Origin of the sequence: Klebsiella sp. P1954, assembly GCF_018199955.1 — a bacterium.
Taxonomy (GTDB): Bacteria; Pseudomonadota; Gammaproteobacteria; order Enterobacterales; family Enterobacteriaceae; genus Klebsiella; species Klebsiella pneumoniae.
In genome coordinates this window covers 1,111,258-1,129,190 of the sequence record NZ_CP073373.1, presented here as the reverse complement: position 1 = coordinate 1,129,190, position 17,933 = coordinate 1,111,258, and the positions used below count along the sequence as shown (strand labels likewise).

General features: G+C 55.3%; 14 protein-coding genes. 7 read left to right on the top strand and 7 right to left on the bottom strand.

The features are described 5' to 3' along the window. The first annotated feature begins 219 nt into the window (after window positions 1-219). Window positions 220-771, top strand: a complete 552-nt coding sequence (locus KB890_RS05635; protein WP_002898198.1) for a YcbK family protein — start codon at window positions 220-222, stop codon at window positions 769-771. Window positions 772-784: 13 nt separating this feature from the next. Further along, complete coding sequence (locus KB890_RS05630; RefSeq protein ID WP_002898200.1) at window positions 785-1,432, top strand: MBL fold metallo-hydrolase; 648 nt, start codon at window positions 785-787, stop codon at window positions 1,430-1,432. A 68-nt stretch (window positions 1,433-1,500) separates the two neighbouring features. On the opposite strand, the gene KB890_RS05625 is transcribed toward KB890_RS05630, so the two are convergent. The 4 genes from KB890_RS05625 to KB890_RS05610 all read right to left on the bottom strand — a co-directional run bounded on the left by KB890_RS05625 (window position 1,501) and on the right by KB890_RS05610 (window position 6,587). Beyond that, entirely contained in the window at window positions 1,501-2,691 is a 1,191-nt protein-coding gene (locus KB890_RS05625) for an amino acid aminotransferase (protein WP_002898202.1), read from the bottom strand. A 187-nt stretch (window positions 2,692-2,878) separates the two neighbouring features. Further along, window positions 2,879-3,958, bottom strand: a complete 1,080-nt coding sequence (ompK35, locus tag KB890_RS05620; RefSeq protein ID WP_004141771.1) for a porin OmpK35 — start codon at window positions 3,956-3,958, stop codon at window positions 2,879-2,881. Window positions 3,959-4,549: 591 nt separating this feature from the next. Beyond that, a complete protein-coding gene (gene asnS / locus KB890_RS05615; protein WP_002898206.1) occupies window positions 4,550-5,950 on the bottom strand; it encodes an asparagine--tRNA ligase in 1,401 nt (466 codons plus the stop codon). 175 nt (window positions 5,951-6,125) lie between these two features. After that, the gene (locus KB890_RS05610) at window positions 6,126-6,587 is read right to left on the bottom strand and encodes an Lrp/AsnC family transcriptional regulator (protein ID WP_002898209.1); all 462 of its coding nucleotides are present in this window, start codon (window positions 6,585-6,587) and stop codon (window positions 6,126-6,128) included. 311 nt (window positions 6,588-6,898) lie between these two features. On the opposite strand from KB890_RS05610, the gene dpaL reads away from it, so the two are divergent. The 4 genes from dpaL (at window position 6,899) to KB890_RS05590 (ending at window position 11,970) form a co-directional block, all read left to right on the top strand. Further along, a complete protein-coding gene (gene dpaL, locus KB890_RS05605) occupies window positions 6,899-8,110 on the top strand; it encodes a diaminopropionate ammonia-lyase (RefSeq protein WP_071604878.1) in 1,212 nt (403 codons plus the stop codon). 122 nt (window positions 8,111-8,232) lie between these two features. Beyond that, window positions 8,233-9,522: an aromatic amino acid transport family protein gene (locus tag KB890_RS05600; RefSeq protein ID WP_004176676.1), complete on the top strand. Its 1,290-nt coding sequence runs from the start codon at window positions 8,233-8,235 to the stop codon at window positions 9,520-9,522. A 24-nt stretch (window positions 9,523-9,546) separates the two neighbouring features. Further along, window positions 9,547-10,785, top strand: coding sequence for a Zn-dependent hydrolase (locus KB890_RS05595; RefSeq protein WP_004141764.1), 1,239 nt, complete (start codon window positions 9,547-9,549; stop codon window positions 10,783-10,785). 18 nt (window positions 10,786-10,803) lie between these two features. Then, window positions 10,804-11,970 carry a M20 aminoacylase family protein gene (locus KB890_RS05590; protein WP_004147828.1) on the top strand — a complete coding sequence of 389 codons (1,167 nt, stop codon included), beginning with the start codon at window positions 10,804-10,806 and terminating at the stop codon, window positions 11,968-11,970. Window positions 11,971-12,012: 42 nt separating this feature from the next. Here KB890_RS05590 and pncB read toward each other — a convergent pair whose 3' ends face one another. Beyond that, window positions 12,013-13,215 carry a nicotinate phosphoribosyltransferase gene (gene pncB, locus KB890_RS05585; protein ID WP_002898217.1) on the bottom strand — a complete coding sequence of 401 codons (1,203 nt, stop codon included), beginning with the start codon at window positions 13,213-13,215 and terminating at the stop codon, window positions 12,013-12,015. A gap of 326 nt (window positions 13,216-13,541) precedes the next feature. Between pncB and pepN the strand changes: the two genes are divergently transcribed. Beyond that, window positions 13,542-16,157, top strand: coding sequence for an aminopeptidase N (gene pepN / locus KB890_RS05580; protein ID WP_020324405.1), 2,616 nt, complete (start codon window positions 13,542-13,544; stop codon window positions 16,155-16,157). A 204-nt stretch (window positions 16,158-16,361) separates the two neighbouring features. Here pepN and ssuB read toward each other — a convergent pair whose 3' ends face one another. Together ssuB and ssuC are read right to left on the bottom strand one after the other, a co-directional pair. Next, window positions 16,362-17,135 (bottom strand): aliphatic sulfonates ABC transporter ATP-binding protein, encoded by a 774-nt coding sequence (gene ssuB / locus KB890_RS05575; RefSeq protein ID WP_020324393.1) that lies wholly within the window; start codon window positions 17,133-17,135, stop codon window positions 16,362-16,364. Further along, the gene (gene ssuC, locus KB890_RS05570) at window positions 17,132-17,923 is read right to left on the bottom strand and encodes an aliphatic sulfonate ABC transporter permease SsuC (RefSeq protein WP_004141755.1); all 792 of its coding nucleotides are present in this window, start codon (window positions 17,921-17,923) and stop codon (window positions 17,132-17,134) included. Before ssuC ends, ssuB begins: the two co-directional genes overlap by 4 nt. Window positions 17,924-17,933: the final 10 nt, after the last annotated feature.

The window sequence follows — 17,933 nt, the reverse complement described above, 5'->3', positions numbered from 1 at the left end:
TGAGGCTGCCTTGACGTTGGCAATAATGCCCGGTAAGGTGCCTTTCGTGCGCCAGAAGTGCATATACATATCATTCCGCTCAATGCGTAGCGCGGTTAGCGCGAACGCTCTCCTTTGCCGGGCAACATCTCGGTCGTGGCGAGCGATAGCGAGCTGATCCTGGCATCGCGCAAAGCGGAAAAAGTATATAACGATTCATTGACTGTAGACCTGATTATCATGGACAAATTTGACGCTAATCGCCGCAGATTGCTGGCGTTGGGTGGCGCTGCGCTGGGTGCTGCCGCCATTCTCCCTGCGCCGGCATTTGCCACCCTCTCGACCCCCCGTCCGCGTATTTTGACGCTGAATAACCTGCATACCGGTGAATCGCTCAGGGCGGAGTTTTTCGATGGCAGAGGCTATATTCAGGATGAATTAGCAAGACTTAACCATTTTTTCCGTGACTATCGCGCGAATAAAATTAAGTCCATCGATCCAAATCTGTTCGATCATCTTTATCGGTTGCAGGGACTACTTGGCACCAACAAACCTGTCCAGCTTATCTCTGGCTATCGTTCCCTCGATACCAACGATGAGCTTCGCGCACGAAGCCGTGGTGTAGCGAAACACAGCTATCACACCAAGGGGCAGGCGATGGATTTCCATATTGAAGGTATTTCGTTAAGCAATATTCGCAAAGCGGCGTTATCTATGCGCGCAGGTGGTGTAGGATATTACCCACGTAGTAACTTTGTGCATATTGATACCGGTCCCGTAAGGCACTGGTAACGAAAGGAGCGTCATGAACTATCGTATTATTCCGGTTACCGCGTTCGCGCAGAACTGTTCTCTTATCTGGTGCGGGCAAACCCGGCTGGCGGCGCTGGTCGATCCTGGCGGCGATGCTGAACGTATCAAAGCGGTGGTGGCGGAGGCTGGCGTCACGCTGATGCAGATCCTGCTGACGCATGGCCACCTCGATCACGTTGGCGCCGCGGCTGAACTGGCGCAGCATTATGGCGTACCGGTTATTGGTCCGGAAAAAGAGGATGAGTTCTGGCTGGAAGGATTACCGGCGCAAAGCCGGATGTTCGGCCTGGAGGATTGCCAACCGCTGCGTCCGGATCGCTGGCTCAATGAAGGCGATGTGGTCAATGTGGGGAATGTGGCGCTGCAGGTGCTGCACTGCCCGGGCCATACGCCGGGCCATGTGGTCTTTTTTGATGACGCCTCCCGACTGCTGATCTCCGGAGACGTGATTTTCAAAGGCGGGGTGGGACGCAGCGATTTTCCGCGCGGCGACCATGGGCAGCTGATTGCGGCTATCAAGGAAAAGCTGTTGCCGCTGGGCGATGATGTGACCTTTATTCCCGGCCATGGTCCGCTGTCGACGCTGGGTGAGGAACGCCGTAATAACCCGTTTCTGCAGGATGAGATGCCGGTCTGGTAACAGACATGACGCGAACACATAAAAAAGGCCGCATTCGCGGCCTTTTTCTTTATACCGAATACTATCGCTTACAGTACGGCGACGATGGCTTCGCACAGCGGCGCCATATTGTCAGGCGTCATCCCGGCCACGTTGATACGTCCGGAAGCTACCGCATAGATGGCGAACTCTTCACGCAGGCGCAGCACCTGCTCTTTAGTCAGGCCGCTGAATGAGAACATGCCGTTCTGCTGGCTGATAAAGCTGAAGTCGCGGCTCGCGCCTTTCTCCTGCAGGGTATTGACGAACAGCAGACGCATACGCTGGATGCGCTGGCGCATATCGGTCAGTTCCTGCTCCCAGATTGCCCGTAGCGCATCGTTGCTCAGAATGGTGGCGACCACGGAGGCGCCATGCGCAGGCGGGTTCGAGTAGTTGGCGCGGATCACCGACTTCATCTGACTGAAGGCGCGGTCTACAGTCTCTTGATCCGCGGCGACCAGAGTGCAGGCGCCGACGCGCTCGTTGTACAGGCCAAAGTTTTTCGAGTAGGAGCTGGCGACCAGCAGCTCTTTATGTAGAGCAGCAAAAGCGCGTAGCCCTTCAGCATCTTCTTCCAGACCGCGGGCGAAGCCCTGGTAGGCGAAATCGAACAGCGGTAGCCAGCCTTTTTCCACCGACAGCTGCGCCAGCTGCTGCCACTGATCGAGCGTCGGATCGATACCGGTCGGGTTGTGGCAGCAGCCGTGGAACAGTACCACGTCGCCCGCCTGGGCTTCGTTCAGGCTGGCCAGCAGACCATCAAAGTCCAGCGCGTGGTTAGCCGCGTCGTAGTATGCGTATTCGCGCACTTCCAGCCCGGCAGAAGTGAATACGCTTTTATGGTTCGGCCAGCTCGGATTACTTACCCACACACGTTTCACGTCGGTGTTTTTGGCGAGGAAGTCTGCGGCGACACGCAGCGCACCGGTACCGCCCGGTGTCTGCGCGGTGCGGGCGCGTTTATCAGCGATAATCGCATTGCCTTTACCGAACAGCAGCTCCTGGGTGCAGCGACCAAATTCAGGAATACCATCGATGCCCAGATAGTTTTTAGTCGTTTCATTTTCCAGCAGATACTGCTCTGCTTTTTTGACGCTGGTCAGAACGGGCGTTTTACCGGTTTCATCCTTGTAAACACCAATTCCGAGGTTAATTTTTTCAGGGCGGTCATCGGCACGAAACAGATCGGCCAGACCTAAAATCGGGTCGGCTGGGGCGGCGGTAATGTTCTCAAACATGACGAGGTTCCATTGTGATTACTGAAGGGAAATCCGCTATCAGGTTAACGGGAGAATAACGAATTGCCAACCGTTTGCGACAAAAAGCGCGAAGGTTTTCGAAAGAGACGATCTTTGTCTCACGAATACAGAAAAGCAGGACCGAAGTCCTGCTTTGAAGGCATATCACGAAGGGGTGTACTGCAGATTAGAACTGGTAAACGATACCCACGGCCGCCTGGTCGTCAGTGGCGACACCAGCCGCTTTGGTGTAATCGTTGTCGTCCAGCTGGTTGAATTTATACGCAGCGTAGACGTTCATGTTCTTGTTAAAGTAGTACCAGGTACCCACTTCGATGTATTTAACCAGATCCGCATCGCCGCCGGAGAAGCCAGCACGCGACTGCAGGTCCTTGCCTTTGGTCTGTACGTAGCCGATGGACGGACGCAGGCCGAAGTCAAACTGATACTGTACAACTGCTTCAAAGTTCTGAGTTTTACCAGCGAAGTGGTTATCTTCTTCCGGAGTCATGTTGTAAGTCTGGGAGTACATGACGGCCGCATAGATGTTGTTAGCGTCATATTTTGCAGAGGTCGCCCAGGCTTCGGCTTTGTCGCCATTGCCGTCAGCTTTCTGATCGACGCTACGGTTAGAGCTGGAGTAGCCTGCAGACAGTGCGATACCGTTGTCGAACGCGTAGGTGGCTGCGGTGCTGAAGCCGTCGCCATTCTGCTTGCGAATCGCACGGTCGTGGTCGTTTTTACCCTGGTACTGCAGCGCGAAGCTCAGACCGTCAACCAGACCGAAGAAGTCGGAGTTACGGTAGGTTGCGACGCCGTTGGTACGACCGGTCATGTAGTTGTCGGTGTAGTTCCAGCCGTCACCGCCCCATTCAACCAGCATATCGGTTGCCGCTTCGACGTCGTAGATCGCGCCGTAGTTACGGCCATAGTCGAATGAACCGTATTCGCCCGCTTTCAGGCCCGCGAACGCCAGACGGGTTTTTGTGGTCTGGGAACCTTCAACATTGGACGCGTCCATGTTGTATTCCCACTGACCGTAGCCGATCAGCTGATCGTTAATCTGAGTTTCGCCTTTCAGGCCGATACGGGCATAGGTGGTATCGTCGCTGCTGGTGTCGCCATTGGTGGTCCAGACGTGCTCGCCGACCATTTTTCCATAGAAGTCCAGTTTGTTGCCGTTTTTGTTATAGATTTCTGCAGCGTTGGCTGCACCGGCTACCAGCAGGGCAGGGATCACCACTGCCAGAATATTGCGCTTCATCATTATTTATTACCCTCATTAATATTTTTTATATGAACACGTGCCACTGCCGTCAATAAGTTCTGTCAATAAAAACTTACAGAACCATTGATGAGAGTTTGGTGTCTGAAGGCATCTTTCCATCCGCGACAACGTTTCGCTAGCCGGAAAATGCTACGAATATCTCATATGAGTAACAAAACGAAAAATCATGTAACTAAATGTGTATTTAACGGAACTTTGTGAACTTAATCAAAATTCCGTTCCACCGGATAAGGGAAAACGCGATTGCTTATCTATCTATATGAATTATTTATGATTAATTTGGCTAAGCGGCAATTCGTTCATTTTGTGTATTGAATTCGTATTCTTTTTATTCAGTCTCTGTCTTTGCAAGATGTGCGGGCAAAGGTCAAAAAATGAGCAAATTTATCAGCCATTTTGCTCTGTTATGAACATAAAGTGCGATCTACATCACCAGGATGCACCGAAACAGTGCGTAACATAATTGTGATTTCCAGGTCTTGATGTTTAAGGTTGTTGAATTTTACTAACAGTAATTGACATAAAAAAAGGCCAGCTTGCGCTGGCCTTTCAGATTGATGTCAGAAAAATTTAGAATGTCGCGTTGCGCGGCGTCCGCGGGAACGGAATAACATCGCGGACGTTCTGCACGCCGGTCACGTAAGCGATGAGGCGTTCGAAGCCCAGACCGAAGCCGGAATGCGGCACGGTGCCGTAGCGACGCAGGTCGCGATACCACCAGTAGTCTTCTTTGTTAAGACCCATCTCTGCCATACGCGCGTCAAGCACGTCGAGACGCTCTTCACGCTGGGAACCGCCGATAATCTCGCCGATGCCCGGCGCCAGAACGTCCATTGCCGCGACGGTTTTACCGTCTTCGTTAAGGCGCATATAGAACGCTTTAATGTCTTTCGGGTAGTTTTTCACCACCACCGGCGCTTTGAAGTGCTCTTCGGCCAGGTAACGTTCGTGCTCAGAGGAGAGATCCACGCCCCAGTACACCGGGTTCTCGAACTGTTTGCCGCAGTTTTCCAGAATGGTGACGGCGTCGGTGTAATCCACCTGGGCAAAATCAGCGGTGATAAAGCGCTGCAGACGGTCGATAGCGTCTTTATCCACGCGCTCGGCGAAGAACTGCATGTCGTCCGCACGCTCTTCCAGTACCGCTTTGAAGACGTACTTGAGCATCGCTTCCGCCAGGCCGGCAACGTCGTTCAGGTTGGCGAAGGCCACTTCCGGCTCCAGCATCCAGAATTCCGCCAGGTGGCGGCTGGTGTTGGAGTTCTCGGCGCGGAAGGTCGGGCCGAAGGTATAAATCTTCGACAGCGCACAGGCGTAGGTTTCGCCGTTCAGCTGCCCGGAAACGGTCAGGAACGACTCTTTACCGAAGAAGTCTTTGTCGAAATCGACTTTGCCCTGATCGTTACGCGGCAGGTTTTCCAGATCCAGCGTCGACACGCGGAACATTTCGCCGGCGCCTTCGGTATCGGAGGCGGTGATCAGCGGGGTGGAAACCCAGAAGAAGCCCTGTTCGTTGAAGAAGCGGTGCAGCGCCTGCGCCAGGGTGTGACGCACGCGGGCTACCGCGCCAATCAGGTTGGTGCGCGGACGCAGGTGCGCTACTTCACGCAGATACTCGATGCTGTGGCGCTTGGCCGCCATCGGGTAGGTGTCCGGGTCTTCCACCCAGCCGGTCACTTCCACGCTGGTCGCCTGGATCTCAAAGCTTTGACCCTGACCCTGAGAAGCCACGACTTTACCGGTGACAATCACCGAGCAGCCGGTGGTCAGACGCAGCACTTCCTGATTGTAATTGGGCAGAGAATTATTAATAACGGCCTGTACAGGATCAAAGCAGGAACCGTCATAGACGGCGAGGAAAGAAAAGCCAGCTTTAGAATCTCGGCGGGTACGCACCCATCCGCGGACCGTGACTTCGCTGTCAACGGCAACGCGGCCCTGGAGTACGTCGGCTACAGGCACAACGCTCATAATAATCTCTCTATGTAGTCCAATAAAAAAGTCTCTTCCCCCAACAGCGGGGGGATATCTATGTTACCTGTCATCTTCCATCAGACAAGTAGATTTCGCACAGGGAAGGGTGGATTTCGGAAATAAATACACCTCCGGGGTGTTCTTTGGCTCCCCATTTCGACTTTTACACGACTTACTCGATAATGACCGTCATTTCCTGCTTCGCATTTTGCATCGACACGATGGTCCGGAAAGACTTGATATTTCCCGAGGCAAAAAAGAGTTCACGGGTTAGCGCTTCGTATTCCGCCATATCACGGACGTTGATCACGAGCAGGAAATCGAAGTCGCCAGTGACATAGTAGACCTGCTGCACTTGCGGACAGGTTACGAAACGCTGTTTATCCTCCTCAAGCAGATCGAGACGTTCATTCTCAATGGTCACCTGCACCATAATGGTGATTGGTCTTCCCACTTTACTGGCGTCCACTAAGCTAACACTGCCTTTAATCACCCCTGCATCCTCCAGTGCAGCGATACGCCGATTGACTGCCGAAGGAGACAGGCTGATCCGATCGGCGATCTCCCGTTGCGACAAGCGATTATTACGCTGCAAGAGCGTAAGAATTTTTTTATCCCATGCGTCAAGTTTCATCATATATCTCGTCCTGCAAGCCTGTGATCAACCTCACTAATGCAACGTTGTTGCGTGAGAATGATAAAACAGAGTGAAAATTGCGGCGCGATGGGCAACTTTGCGCCAATTAACCGCCTGGCGCAGTGTACCATCACAGGCAGTGGGAAAGCGGTATATCGCGACAAAAAGCCTCTCACATTCTGACTTAACCAATTTAAAGCGACCGTCCTGTCTCAGGCCGCACGGATCCGTGCACCCGTCGTTTAGGCGGAATGGTCGCAAATAACGTTATCGTCGCAGGACGATATGAAAATAGAGGTGCCTGAATAGTGGACACAATTAAATTTCAACTTAACGCCCGGCGGCAGCCCTATGGCCAGGGAGCAGACTTGAGTCTGCTGAATGAAAGCGTGGGGAACGAAGTGCTGGCATTCCATCAAAAATTTGCTGATTACCGGGTCACGCCGCTGCGTAAGCTGGAATTTTTAAGCCAGCGGCTGGGGCTGGGATCGATCCATATAAAAGATGAAGCGCAGCGATTCGGTTTGAATGCGTTTAAAGGATTAGGCGGATCTTATGCGATGGGGAAATATCTCGCCGCTCTGCTTGAGCGAGATATTAATACGTTGAGCTTTGCCGAGCTTAATTCACCAGTGATTAAGGCGCGTATCAAGGACATCGTATTTGTGACTGCTACCGACGGTAACCACGGACGTGGCGTGGCGTGGGCGGCTGAGCAGCTTGGGCTGCGTGCGGTGGTGTATATGCCAAAGGGCTCGTCACCGGTACGCGCGCAGAATATTCGCCGGCATGGCGCCGAATGCACGATTACTGAACTGAACTACGACGACACAGTTCGGCTGGCGGCCAAAACCGCGCGCGAGCAGGGATGGGTTCTACTCCAGGATACCGCCTGGCAGGGCTACGAGCAGATCCCCACATGGATCATGCAAGGCTATATGACCCTCGCTGTTGAAATCTGGCAGCAGCTGGCAGAAAGCGGAGCGTCGATGCCGACGCATCTGTTTTTACAAGCCGGGGTCGGGTCGTTTGCCGGTAGCATCATGGGATATTTCATCGAAAAGATGCAGCAGCAGGCTCCCACCATCATCATCGTTGAGCCGCACAAGGCGAACTGCCTGTTTCGCTCGGCAACCATTAATGACGGACTGCCGCACAGCGTCGGCGGGGATATGTCAACCCTGATGGCCGGGCTTGCCTGTGGTGAACCTAATATCACCAGCTGGCCAATGCTCCGCGACCATGCCACCTGTTTTATTTCCGCCGACGATTGTCTGGCGGCCAACGGCATGCGCCTGTTGGCCGCTCCGCGACCAGGTACTGACGAACCTTTTGTCTCCGGGGAATCCGGCGCTATTGGCACAGGAGTGCTTTATGCGCTGATGACTCAACCGGCGTATCGCGAGCTTGCCGAATCGCTGCGCCTGAATGCCGATGCACAGGTTCTGTTAATCAGCACGGAAGGAGATACATCACCCGATGTCTATGAAGACATCGTCTGGTTTGGCCGTAATGGTTGAGCGCTATCGACAATAACAAGGGGGCCATCTTACCTACCCTACAAGCCCTCGGTATGACAAGCGTTCTGACTCATAACGAAAACATACGCGCTTTCGCGTCATGCATAGAGAGAACCTGACCGATGAATACTGAAAATATAATTATCAATAAAGGATATTCCGATCCCGCAAAGTGGCATAGCGAAGATACCGTTTGGGTCCTTGGCCTGTTCGGTACAGCCATTGGCGCCGGGGTGCTGTTTCTGCCGATTAATGCCGGAATTGGCGGCTTCTGGCCGCTGCTGATTGTTTTTGTCCTCGCTTTTCCTATTACTTATCTGGCTCACCGCGGTCTGGCGAGATTCATTTACTCTTCCAATACGCCGGAAAGCAGTATTACCGATGTTATTGGCGAGCATTTTGGCGCGCTGGCGGGAAAAGTATTTACCGTCATCTATTTCTTCGCCGTCTATACCATTCTGATTATGTATGCGGTGGCTATCACCAACACCGCGCAGAGCTTTATCACCCACCAGTTGGCGATGGCCGAGCCTCCCCGGTCGCTGGTGGCCATCGTTCTGATCCTCGGGTTGATGTTTATCGTCCGTTTCGGACAGCGTTTGATAATGCGGGTGATGAGCACCCTGGTTTATCCCTTCATCATCTCGCTTATTTTTATGGCACTTTTTCTGATTCCGCACTGGAACGGCGCAATTTTGCAAACCGTAAGCTTCAGCGCCACGGGCGATGGGCAGGGGATCATGTTATCCCTGTGGATGACCTTCCCGGTACTGGTGATGTCGTTTAACCACTATCCCATCATTTCGCCGATGGTGGTGCGCCAGAAGCAGCGTTACGGTCTGGCGCTCGCTGAGGGTAAATGTGCGCAGATCCAGCGCTACGGTATCCTGCTCATGACGGTGGTGGTGCTGTTTTTTGTTCTCAGCTGCGTGTTAAGCCTGTCGCCGCAGCAACTGGCGGAAGCCAAAGCCCAGAATCTGTCGATTTTGTCCTATCTGGCCAATCAGTACGATACACCGATTATTGCCTGGCTATCGCCGATTATCGCCTTTGTCGCTATTACTAAATCATTTCTTGGCCACTACATCGGCGCCTATGAATCGCTGCGCGACCTGATTCTGGAGGCCGCCGCCGCACGCGGGAAAAAACCTGGTATTCGCCTCGTCGACGCGGTCATCCTGGTGTTTATGGTGCTTACCTGCTGGTTCGCCGCGTACAAGAACCCCAGTATCCTCGGTATTATCGAATGCATCAGCGGCCCCACCGGGGCGGCAATTCTGCTGCTGTTGCCTATGTACGCCATTCATAAATTACCGGTGCTTGCCCCCTGGCGCGGTAAAGCGAGCAACGTTTTCGTCACCCTGATCGGTCTTATCACCGTATCTGCCATTTTTTACGGCATGTTCCAATAACCACCATTATTAGCGAGATGTTATATGAGTCATTATCTGCAGATTAACGGCCAACGGCTTATCGATTCCCTGTATGCACTTGGCGAACATGGTGCGCTGCCAGGCGGCGGTGTATGCCGCCTGGCAGCGACTGCCGAAGATAAAGCCGGCAGGGACTTTGTTGTAGCCCGCATGAAGGCGCTGGGCCTGAGCGTGTCAATTGATGCTATCGGCAATGTCACCGGCGTTTATCACGGCGAGGAGACGTTGCCGATGGTGATGATGGGGTCACATATCGATACCGTCGCCACAGGTGGGTTATACGATGGCAACTACGGCGTTATGGCCGGCCTTGAGGTGATTGCCACCCTCCAGGATGCCGGGATCCGCACCCGACGACCGTTGGCGGTAACCTTCTTTACTAACGAGGAGGGGGTGCGATTTCAGCCCGATATGATGGGCAGCGTGGTGTTTGCCGGCGAGTATCCGTTGGCGCAGGCGCTCGCGGCAAAAGATCTCGACGGTATCACGCTCGATGAAGCGCTGCGTAACATTGGTTATAAAGGCGAACGTCAGCCGGGAGATATGGCGGTAGATAGCTACGTTGAGCTGCATATCGAACAGGGACCAATTCTTGATAAAGAGCAGATTGATATTGGCGTGGTTACCGGCGTACAGGGTATTTCGTGGCAGGAATTTACCCTGAGAGGCGTATCGAATCATGCGGGTACTACCCCAATGTCCATGAGACGTGATGCCGGGCTGGCGGCTGCGAAAATCGCTGTTTTTGCCCGTGAGCTGGCGCTAAGCCTTGGTGGTAATCAGGTAGCTACCGTTGGACATTTCAGCGTGAAGCCTAATCTGATCAACGTCATTCCCAACCATGTCGTCATGTCAGTGGATCTCCGCAATACCGATAATGCGATCTTATGTCTGGCGGAGCAGCAATTGGCCGAATTTGTCGCGAAAACGTCGCAGGAAGAGGGCGTGGAGATAACCAGCCGCTCACTGGTGCGCTTTAATCCGGTCATTTTTGCCGATGAGATCGTCAATGCGGTGGAAGCCGAGGCGGAGCGTCAGGCGCTCAGTTACCGACGTTTGCCAAGCGGCGCCGGACACGATGCACAATTTATGGCGTCGGTATGTCCCGCCGGGATGATTTTTGTCCCCTGCGTCGATGGCATTAGCCATAACGTCAAAGAACATAGCGCAGCCAAAGATCTGATTGCTGGCGCCAATGTGCTGCTGCAGGTGGTTTTACAGCGCGCCCAGCGTATGGACTAATGTTTACAGGAGCAGAGAATGAATCAGCAACAGCTAAAGCAGCAGCTTATCGCCTGGCGTCACTATTTGCATGCCCATCCGGAAAGCGCCTTCGAGGAGCAGAATACTTCACGGTTTATTGCCGAAAAGCTCGAAGCTATGGGCATTGAGGTGCACCGCGATATTGGCAAAACCGGGGTGGTGGGGAGATTGAAATGCGGCGACGGGAAGGGCGTTATCGCTATTCGTGCCGATATCGATGCCATTCAATTGACCGAACAGGGAGACTGGTCTTACCGCTCCATGACCGCCGAGCGGATGCACGGCTGCGGACATGATGGTCATACCTGCATTGCGCTGGGCGCGGCGCAGTTGCTATTGCAGCGGCAGAATTTTAACGGCACGGTCTGCTTTGTTTTTCAGCCTGCTGAGGAACCTGGCTATGGCGCCAGAGCGATGATGGACGATGGCGTTATTGAACGCTTTGGCATAGAGGAAATCTACGGTCTGCATAATATGCCGGGTATGAAAGCCGGGACTATCGCCACGCGAGTCGGTGGCATTATGGCCAGTGAAGATAACTTTATTATTCGTATTAAAGGGCAGGGAGCGCATGCGGCGCGGCCGCATATGGCGAAAGATCCGCTGGTCATTGCGGCGGAAATCATCCTGGCTTTGCAGACAATTGTTTCGCGAAATGTTGATCCGAACGTGCCAGCGGTCATTTCCTGTACTGAACTGCACACCGATGGCATCCGCAATGCGATTCCGACGCACGTCGAAATCAAAGGGGATACGCGCAGCTTTGCACCGGAGGTGCAGATGCTGCTCGAAGAACGAATGCGTACCATTAGCGAAGCGATTTGCGCGATGCACGGTGCGACGTGCCAGTTCAGCTATACCCATGAATTTGCGCCAACGGTGAACTGGCAGCAATGCGTTGATGTGGCGGTCACCGCTGCGATTAACGTGGTAGGGGCTGAGAAGGTGGACGGCAACGTCGCACAGATGATGATTTCGGAGGATTTTGGCGCTTTTCTGCAAAAAATCCCCGGCTGTTTCATCTTTTTAGGCAACGGCGATAGTTCAGATGCTCAGGGCAATACACCGCTGCATAATGCCTGCTACGACTTTAATGATGAGATATTGCTAACTGGCGCGGAGTATTTTGCCGAGGTCGTCAGAGCCCGTTTGCCGCAGGAGTGATATTGATTGGCCCGATAGCAGAATGCCGTCGGGCCATGTTTTTTAGCTTGCCTTTTTAATCGGCGGCAGGTCGAAAGCCTCGCGCAGGGCGCGGACGAAGGCCTTATCGTGGCAGATGGTTTTCCCCGGGCTGTCGGAGAGTTTCGCCACCGGCTTGCCGTTACATTCCACCAGCTTAATCACGATATTGAGCGGTTTAACCTGCGGCAGATCGCAGGTTAAACGGGTGCCGATCCCAAAGCTGAGCTTCACCCGCGAGGCGAAGTGGCGGTACAGATCGACGGCTTTGGCCAGGTCGAGATTATCGGAGAAGACCAGCACTTTGCTCAGCGGATCGATACCCAGCTTCTGATAATGGGCGATAGCTTTTTCTCCCCATTCCACCGGGTCGCCGGAATCGTGGCGCAACCCCTGATAGCGGGTGGCGAATTCCGGACCGAAATCGCGCAGGAACGCATCCATAGTGATGCAGTCGGTCAGCGCGATGCCCAGCTGGTCGGGATACTCTTCCAGCCAGGCGGCAAGAGCCGCCCGCTGGCTGCTGGCAAGGCTGGGGCTGATCTGCTGGTGGGCCTGGAACCACTCATGGGCCTGGGTACCCATCGGGGTTAAATTGAGACGGCGCGCCAGATCGTAATTGCTGGTGCCGACAAACCATGGTTCCTGCTGCAGACGCCGCACAATACCTTCCTGCACCTCGCGTGAGAAACGACGGCGGGTGCCGAAGTCCATCAGACGGAAGGCGCTCATGTCGAGGTCAGCGGTCATGGTGGCGAAGTCGCCTAGCTTATGTTCCAGCGTGTTGAGCGCCTGATCGACGCCCATCTCTGGTGAACGATAGCGATGGACCAACTCGCTTATTACCGCCAGCAGCGGGACTTCCCACATGATGGCTTCCCGCCATGGGCCGGTAAGGCGAATGTTCAGCTTACCATTGTCATTGCTGACCGTGACCTGGCTCGGGTCATAGCGAAAATCGCGCAGCCAGTTGAGGTAATCCTGGCGAAAAAAGGGAAGGGTGGACAGCCAGCGATATTCATCATCCCGCAGCCTCAGATCGCGCATGGACTCCACCTGCTCGCGGATCGCGTCGGCATAGATGCCGAGCAGGTCGTCTCCGCGGCAGCGAAACTCCGCCGCTACATGCACATCGCCGTAGCGGTGGAAGACAGCCTGCTGCATGTGCAGCTTATAGGCATCCGTATCAAGCAGCGAGTGCAGTACAGGAGAAGTGAATTGTGTCATGGTGCGCAGTAGCATCCTCTCACTGGAGCGTTCCATCGAAACCAACGCGGAAAATGGAGGCGGAGTATACCTTTATTACCCGACTCTGTCCCGCGATGGCGAGCAATGGTGACGCTGACGGTCATTTGCGAGGCCTAGTTTAATATATTGAACATGGATCACACCACAAGCTTTGCGTCGGGTCGAGGGCATTTCGTGCCGCGAGTGTTAACAAAATGTAGCGATTTCCGTGTTTCACGTTGAAAAGATGAAGATTCTGCATAGCGCGATTGACACAACAGGAATAGACTGGGACGACACTTTACCGAAGATGCTAAAGGTTTTTTATGACACAACAGCCCCAAGCCAAATACCGCCACGACTATCGTGCGCCGGAGTATCTGATTAGCGATATCGATTTGACCTTTGACCTGGATGCCGCAAAAACCGTTGTTACGGCCGAGAGCAAGGTCTCCCGCCACGCGGCTGCGTCTGATGTGCCATTGTGCCTGGACGGCGAAGATCTGACCCTGATCGCTCTGCAGGTGAACGGCCAGCCGTGGAGTGACTATAAAGAAGAAAACAATCAGCTGGTGATCGGCGGCCTGCCGGAGCATTTCACCCTGACCATCGTCAATGAGATCAGCCCGGCGGCTAACACCGCGCTGGAAGGCCTGTATCAGTCAGGCGAAGCGCTGTGCACCCAGTGCGAAGCGGAAGGTTTCCGCCATATCACCTGGTATCTGGACCGTCCGGATGTGCTGGCGCGCTTTACCACCAAAATTATCGCCGATAAAGCGAAATACCCGTTCCTGCTTTCCAACGGCAACCGTATGGCGGAAGGGGAGCTGGAGAACGGTCGTCACTGGGTACAGTGGCAGGATCCGTTCCCGAAGCCGTGCTACCTGTTTGCGCTGGTGGCCGGTGATTTTGACGTCCTGCGCGATTCATTCCGCACCCGCTCTGGCCGCGAAGTGGCGCTGGAGCTGTACGTCGATCGCGGCAACCTCGATCGCGCGCCCTGGGCGATGACCTCGCTGAAAAACTCTATGAAGTGGGATGAGGAGCGCTTTGGCCTCGAGTACGACCTCGATATCTATATGATTGTCGCCGTCGACTTCTTTAATATGGGTGCCATGGAGAACAAAGGACTCAACGTCTTTAACTCCAAATATGTTCTGGCTCGTACCGATACCGCCACCGATAAAGACTACCTCGATATTGAGCGCGTGATTGGTCATGAATATTTCCATAACTGGACCGGCAACCGCGTCACCTGTCGTGACTGGTTCCAGCTCAGCCTGAAAGAGGGGCTGACCGTGTTCCGCGATCAGGAGTTCAGTTCCGACCTCGGCTCACGGGCGGTGAACCGCATCAACAACGTGCGCACCATGCGCGGGCTGCAGTTTGCCGAAGACGCCAGCCCGATGGCGCACCCGATCCGTCCGGATATGGTTATCGAGATGAACAACTTCTACACCCTGACGGTCTATGAAAAGGGTGCCGAAGTGATCCGCATGTTGCACACCCTGCTGGGTGAAGAAAACTTCCAGAAAGGGATGCAGCTGTACTTTGAACGCCATGACGGCAGCGCCGCCACCTGCGACGATTTCGTGCAGGCGATGGAAGATGCCTCTAACGTCGACCTGTCGCACTTCCGCCTCTGGTACAGCCAGTCCGGTACGCCAATCGTCACCGTGCATGACGACTATAATCCGGAGACCGAGCAGTATACGTTGACCATAAGCCAGCGTACGCCGCCGACCGCCGAGCAGGCCGAGAAGCAGCCGCTGCATATCCCGTTTGCCATTGAGCTGTACGATAACGAGGGCAAGGTGATCCCCCTGCAGAAGGGCGGTCACCCGGTACACCCGGTGCTTAATGTGACCCAGGCCGAGCAGACGTTTGTCTTCGATAACGTTTATTTCCAGCCGGTGCCGGCGCTGCTGTGCGAATTTTCAGCGCCTGTGAAACTGGAATACAAGTGGAGCGATCAGCAGCTGACCTTCCTGATGCGTCACGCGCGGAATGATTTCTCGCGCTGGGATGCGGCGCAGAGCCTGCTGGCGACTTACATCAAGCTGAACGTCAACCGCCATCAGCAGGGGCAGCCGCTGTCGCTGCCGGTGCACGTAGCGGATGCCTTCCGCGCCATCCTGCTGGATGAGAAGATTGATCCGGCGCTGGCCGCTGAGATCTTAACCCTGCCGTCAGCCAACGAAATCGCCGAGATGTTCGCGATTATCGATCCGATCGCCATCGCCGCCGTGCGCGAAGCGCTCACCCGCACCCTGGCGAACGAACTGGCGGACGAATTCCTCGCGGTTTATAACGCCAATAAGCTCGACAGCTATCGGGTGGAGCACGCCGATATTGGTAAACGTGCTCTGCGCAATACCTGCCTGCGCTATCTGGCGTTTGCGGAACCGACGCTGGGCGATAAGCTGGTGGCGACGCAGTATCACCAGGCAGATAACATGACCGACGCGCTGGCCGCCCTGTCGGCGGCGGTTGCCGCTGAGTTGCCGTGCCGCGATGCGCTGATGCAGGAGTACGATGACAAATGGCATCAGGACGGTCTGGTGATGGATAAGTGGTTTATCCTGCAGTCCACCAGCCCGGCAGCCAACGTGGTGGAAACCGTGCGCGGTCTGCTGAACCACCGTTCGTTCAGCATGAGCAACCCGAACCGTGTGCGCTCGTTAATCGGCGCTTTCGCCAGCAGCAACCCGGCGGCGTTCCATGCTGAAGATGGCAGCGGCTATCAGTTCCTGGTGGAGATGCTGACCGAGCTTAACCAGCGTAACCCGCAGGTGGCGTCGCGCCTGATTGAGCCGTTGATTCGTCTGAAGCGTTATGATGAGAAGCGACAGGCGCTGATGCGCGCCGCGCTGGAGCAGCTGAAGGGGCTGGAAAATCTCTCTGGCGACCTGTTCGAGAAAATCAGTAAGGCGCTGGCGTAACGGTGGCATAACCCCGGGCTGCGGCGCGCCTTGCGCCCTGTCCGGGTTACCCGTTAGCGCGGTGATGTTGTCGGGCGGCGCGATGCTTACCCGACCTGGAATACACGGCTGATTTGGCGTTGGTAGCCCGGCTGTGCAACGCGCGAGCCGGGGACATGTCGGATGACGATATGCCCCCGTTCAGACAGCAGACAGTTACGCCGGTCAGCCATGACTAAACAAACGCGGCGCACGCTCGCTGTCGCCGCGTTTCATCACCCGATCCAGTACTTCAGCCTCCAGCTCGGCCAGCTTCGCCGAACCGGTGCGCCGCGGTCGCGGGATATCCACGCTTAAATCGAGGCCAATCTTCTTCTCTTCAATTAACAGCACCCGATCGGCCATGGCCACCGCTTCACTGACGTCGTGCGTGACCAGCAGGACCGTAAAGCCATGCTCCTGCCACAGGGAGACGATCAGCTCCTGCATCTCCAGACGGGTGAGGGCATCCAGCGCCCCCAGCGGTTCGTCCAGCAGCAGCAGGCGCGGGCGATGGATCAGCGCGCGGGCCAGCGCAACGCGCTGCTTCTGCCCACCCGACAGCGCGGCCGGCCACTCCTGTGCGCGGCTTTCAAGTCCGACGCTGGCCAACGCCTGCAGGGCGGCGTCGCGCCAGGCGCCTTTTAGCCCCAGCCCCACGTTATCAATCACTGTTTTCCACGGCAGCAGGCGCGCATCCTGAAACATCATCCGGGTGTCGTCCTGGATCGACGCCAGGGGCGTCGCGCCAGCCAGCAGTTCGCCGGCGTTTGGTTTTTCCAGACCTGCCAGCAGGCGCAGCAGGGTACTTTTGCCGCCGCCGCTGCGACCCACCACCGCCACAAACTGGCCGCTGGGAATATGCAGATCCAGCTCGTTAAGAATGGTGTTGTCGCCATAGCGTTTCGTCACCCCGTTCAGCAGCAGCGGGATACCTGGGTTGAGACGGGCAGTGTTCATGCGTTAGCCTCCTGAAGATGATACGCCGGATTCCAGCGCAGCCAGAGCCGTTCCAGCAGCTGGGCGCAGACGTCGGCCAGTTTGCCAAGGATGGCGTAAAGAATGATCGCCACTACCACCACGTCGGTTTGCAGAAATTCACGCGCGTTCATCGCCAGATAACCGATGCCGGCATTCGCCGAGATAGTTTCGGCGACAATAAGCGTCAGCCACATCAGACCAAGGGCAAAACGCACGCCGACCATAACTGAGGGCAGGGCGCCGGGTAATATCACGTGACGGAACAGGGCGAAGCCGGATAAGCCATAGCTGCGCGCCATCTCAACCAGCCCACGGTCAATATTGCGGATCCCGTGCCAGGTGTTGATATAGATCGGGAACAGGGTGCCCAGCGAGACAAGGAAGATCTTGGCGGTCTCATCGATGCCGAACCACAAGATCACCAGCGGGATCAGCGCCAGATGCGGGACATTGCGCAGCATCTGGATCGAGGTATCCAGCAGACGCTCGCCCCAGCGAGACAGGCCGCTGATCAGGCCGAGTATTAGCCCGATCGAGCCGCCGATGGCGAAGCCGACCAGCGCCCGCCATGAGCTGATGGCCAGATGCTGCCACAGCTCACCGCTGGCCGAGAGGGTCCAGAACGCTTTCAATACCCCCTCCGGCGAGGGCAGCACCCGCGTCGACAGCCAGCCGACGGACGAGGCGAGCTGCCAGACAATGACCGTCCCTACCGGCAGCAGCCAGGGGGCGAGGCGTAACAACAGGGGATGGGTTGATTTTGCCATCACGGTCTCC

What these genes read in the sequence shown, in the direction of transcription:
- KB890_RS05625 (WP_002898202.1), bottom strand. Translation starts at nt 2,691, where the DNA reads ATGTTTGAGAACATTACCGCCGCCCCAGCCGACCCGATTTTAGGTCTG.
- pncB (WP_002898217.1), bottom strand. Translation starts at nt 13,215, where the DNA reads ATGACACAATTCACTTCTCCTGTACTGCACTCGCTGCTTGATACGGAT.
- KB890_RS05595 (WP_004141764.1), top strand. Translation starts at nt 9,547, where the DNA reads ATGAGTCATTATCTGCAGATTAACGGCCAACGGCTTATCGATTCCCTG.
- pepN (WP_020324405.1), top strand. Translation starts at nt 13,542, where the DNA reads ATGACACAACAGCCCCAAGCCAAATACCGCCACGACTATCGTGCGCCG.
- KB890_RS05600 (WP_004176676.1), top strand. Translation starts at nt 8,233, where the DNA reads ATGAATACTGAAAATATAATTATCAATAAAGGATATTCCGATCCCGCA.
- asnS (WP_002898206.1), bottom strand. Translation starts at nt 5,950, where the DNA reads ATGAGCGTTGTGCCTGTAGCCGACGTACTCCAGGGCCGCGTTGCCGTT.
- KB890_RS05590 (WP_004147828.1), top strand. Translation starts at nt 10,804, where the DNA reads ATGAATCAGCAACAGCTAAAGCAGCAGCTTATCGCCTGGCGTCACTAT.
- KB890_RS05630 (WP_002898200.1), top strand. Translation starts at nt 785, where the DNA reads ATGAACTATCGTATTATTCCGGTTACCGCGTTCGCGCAGAACTGTTCT.
- KB890_RS05635 (WP_002898198.1), top strand. Translation starts at nt 220, where the DNA reads ATGGACAAATTTGACGCTAATCGCCGCAGATTGCTGGCGTTGGGTGGC.
- ssuC (WP_004141755.1), bottom strand. Translation starts at nt 17,923, where the DNA reads ATGGCAAAATCAACCCATCCCCTGTTGTTACGCCTCGCCCCCTGGCTG.
- ompK35 (WP_004141771.1), bottom strand. Translation starts at nt 3,958, where the DNA reads ATGATGAAGCGCAATATTCTGGCAGTGGTGATCCCTGCCCTGCTGGTA.
- KB890_RS05610 (WP_002898209.1), bottom strand. Translation starts at nt 6,587, where the DNA reads ATGAAACTTGACGCATGGGATAAAAAAATTCTTACGCTCTTGCAGCGT.
- ssuB (WP_020324393.1), bottom strand. Translation starts at nt 17,135, where the DNA reads ATGAACACTGCCCGTCTCAACCCAGGTATCCCGCTGCTGCTGAACGGG.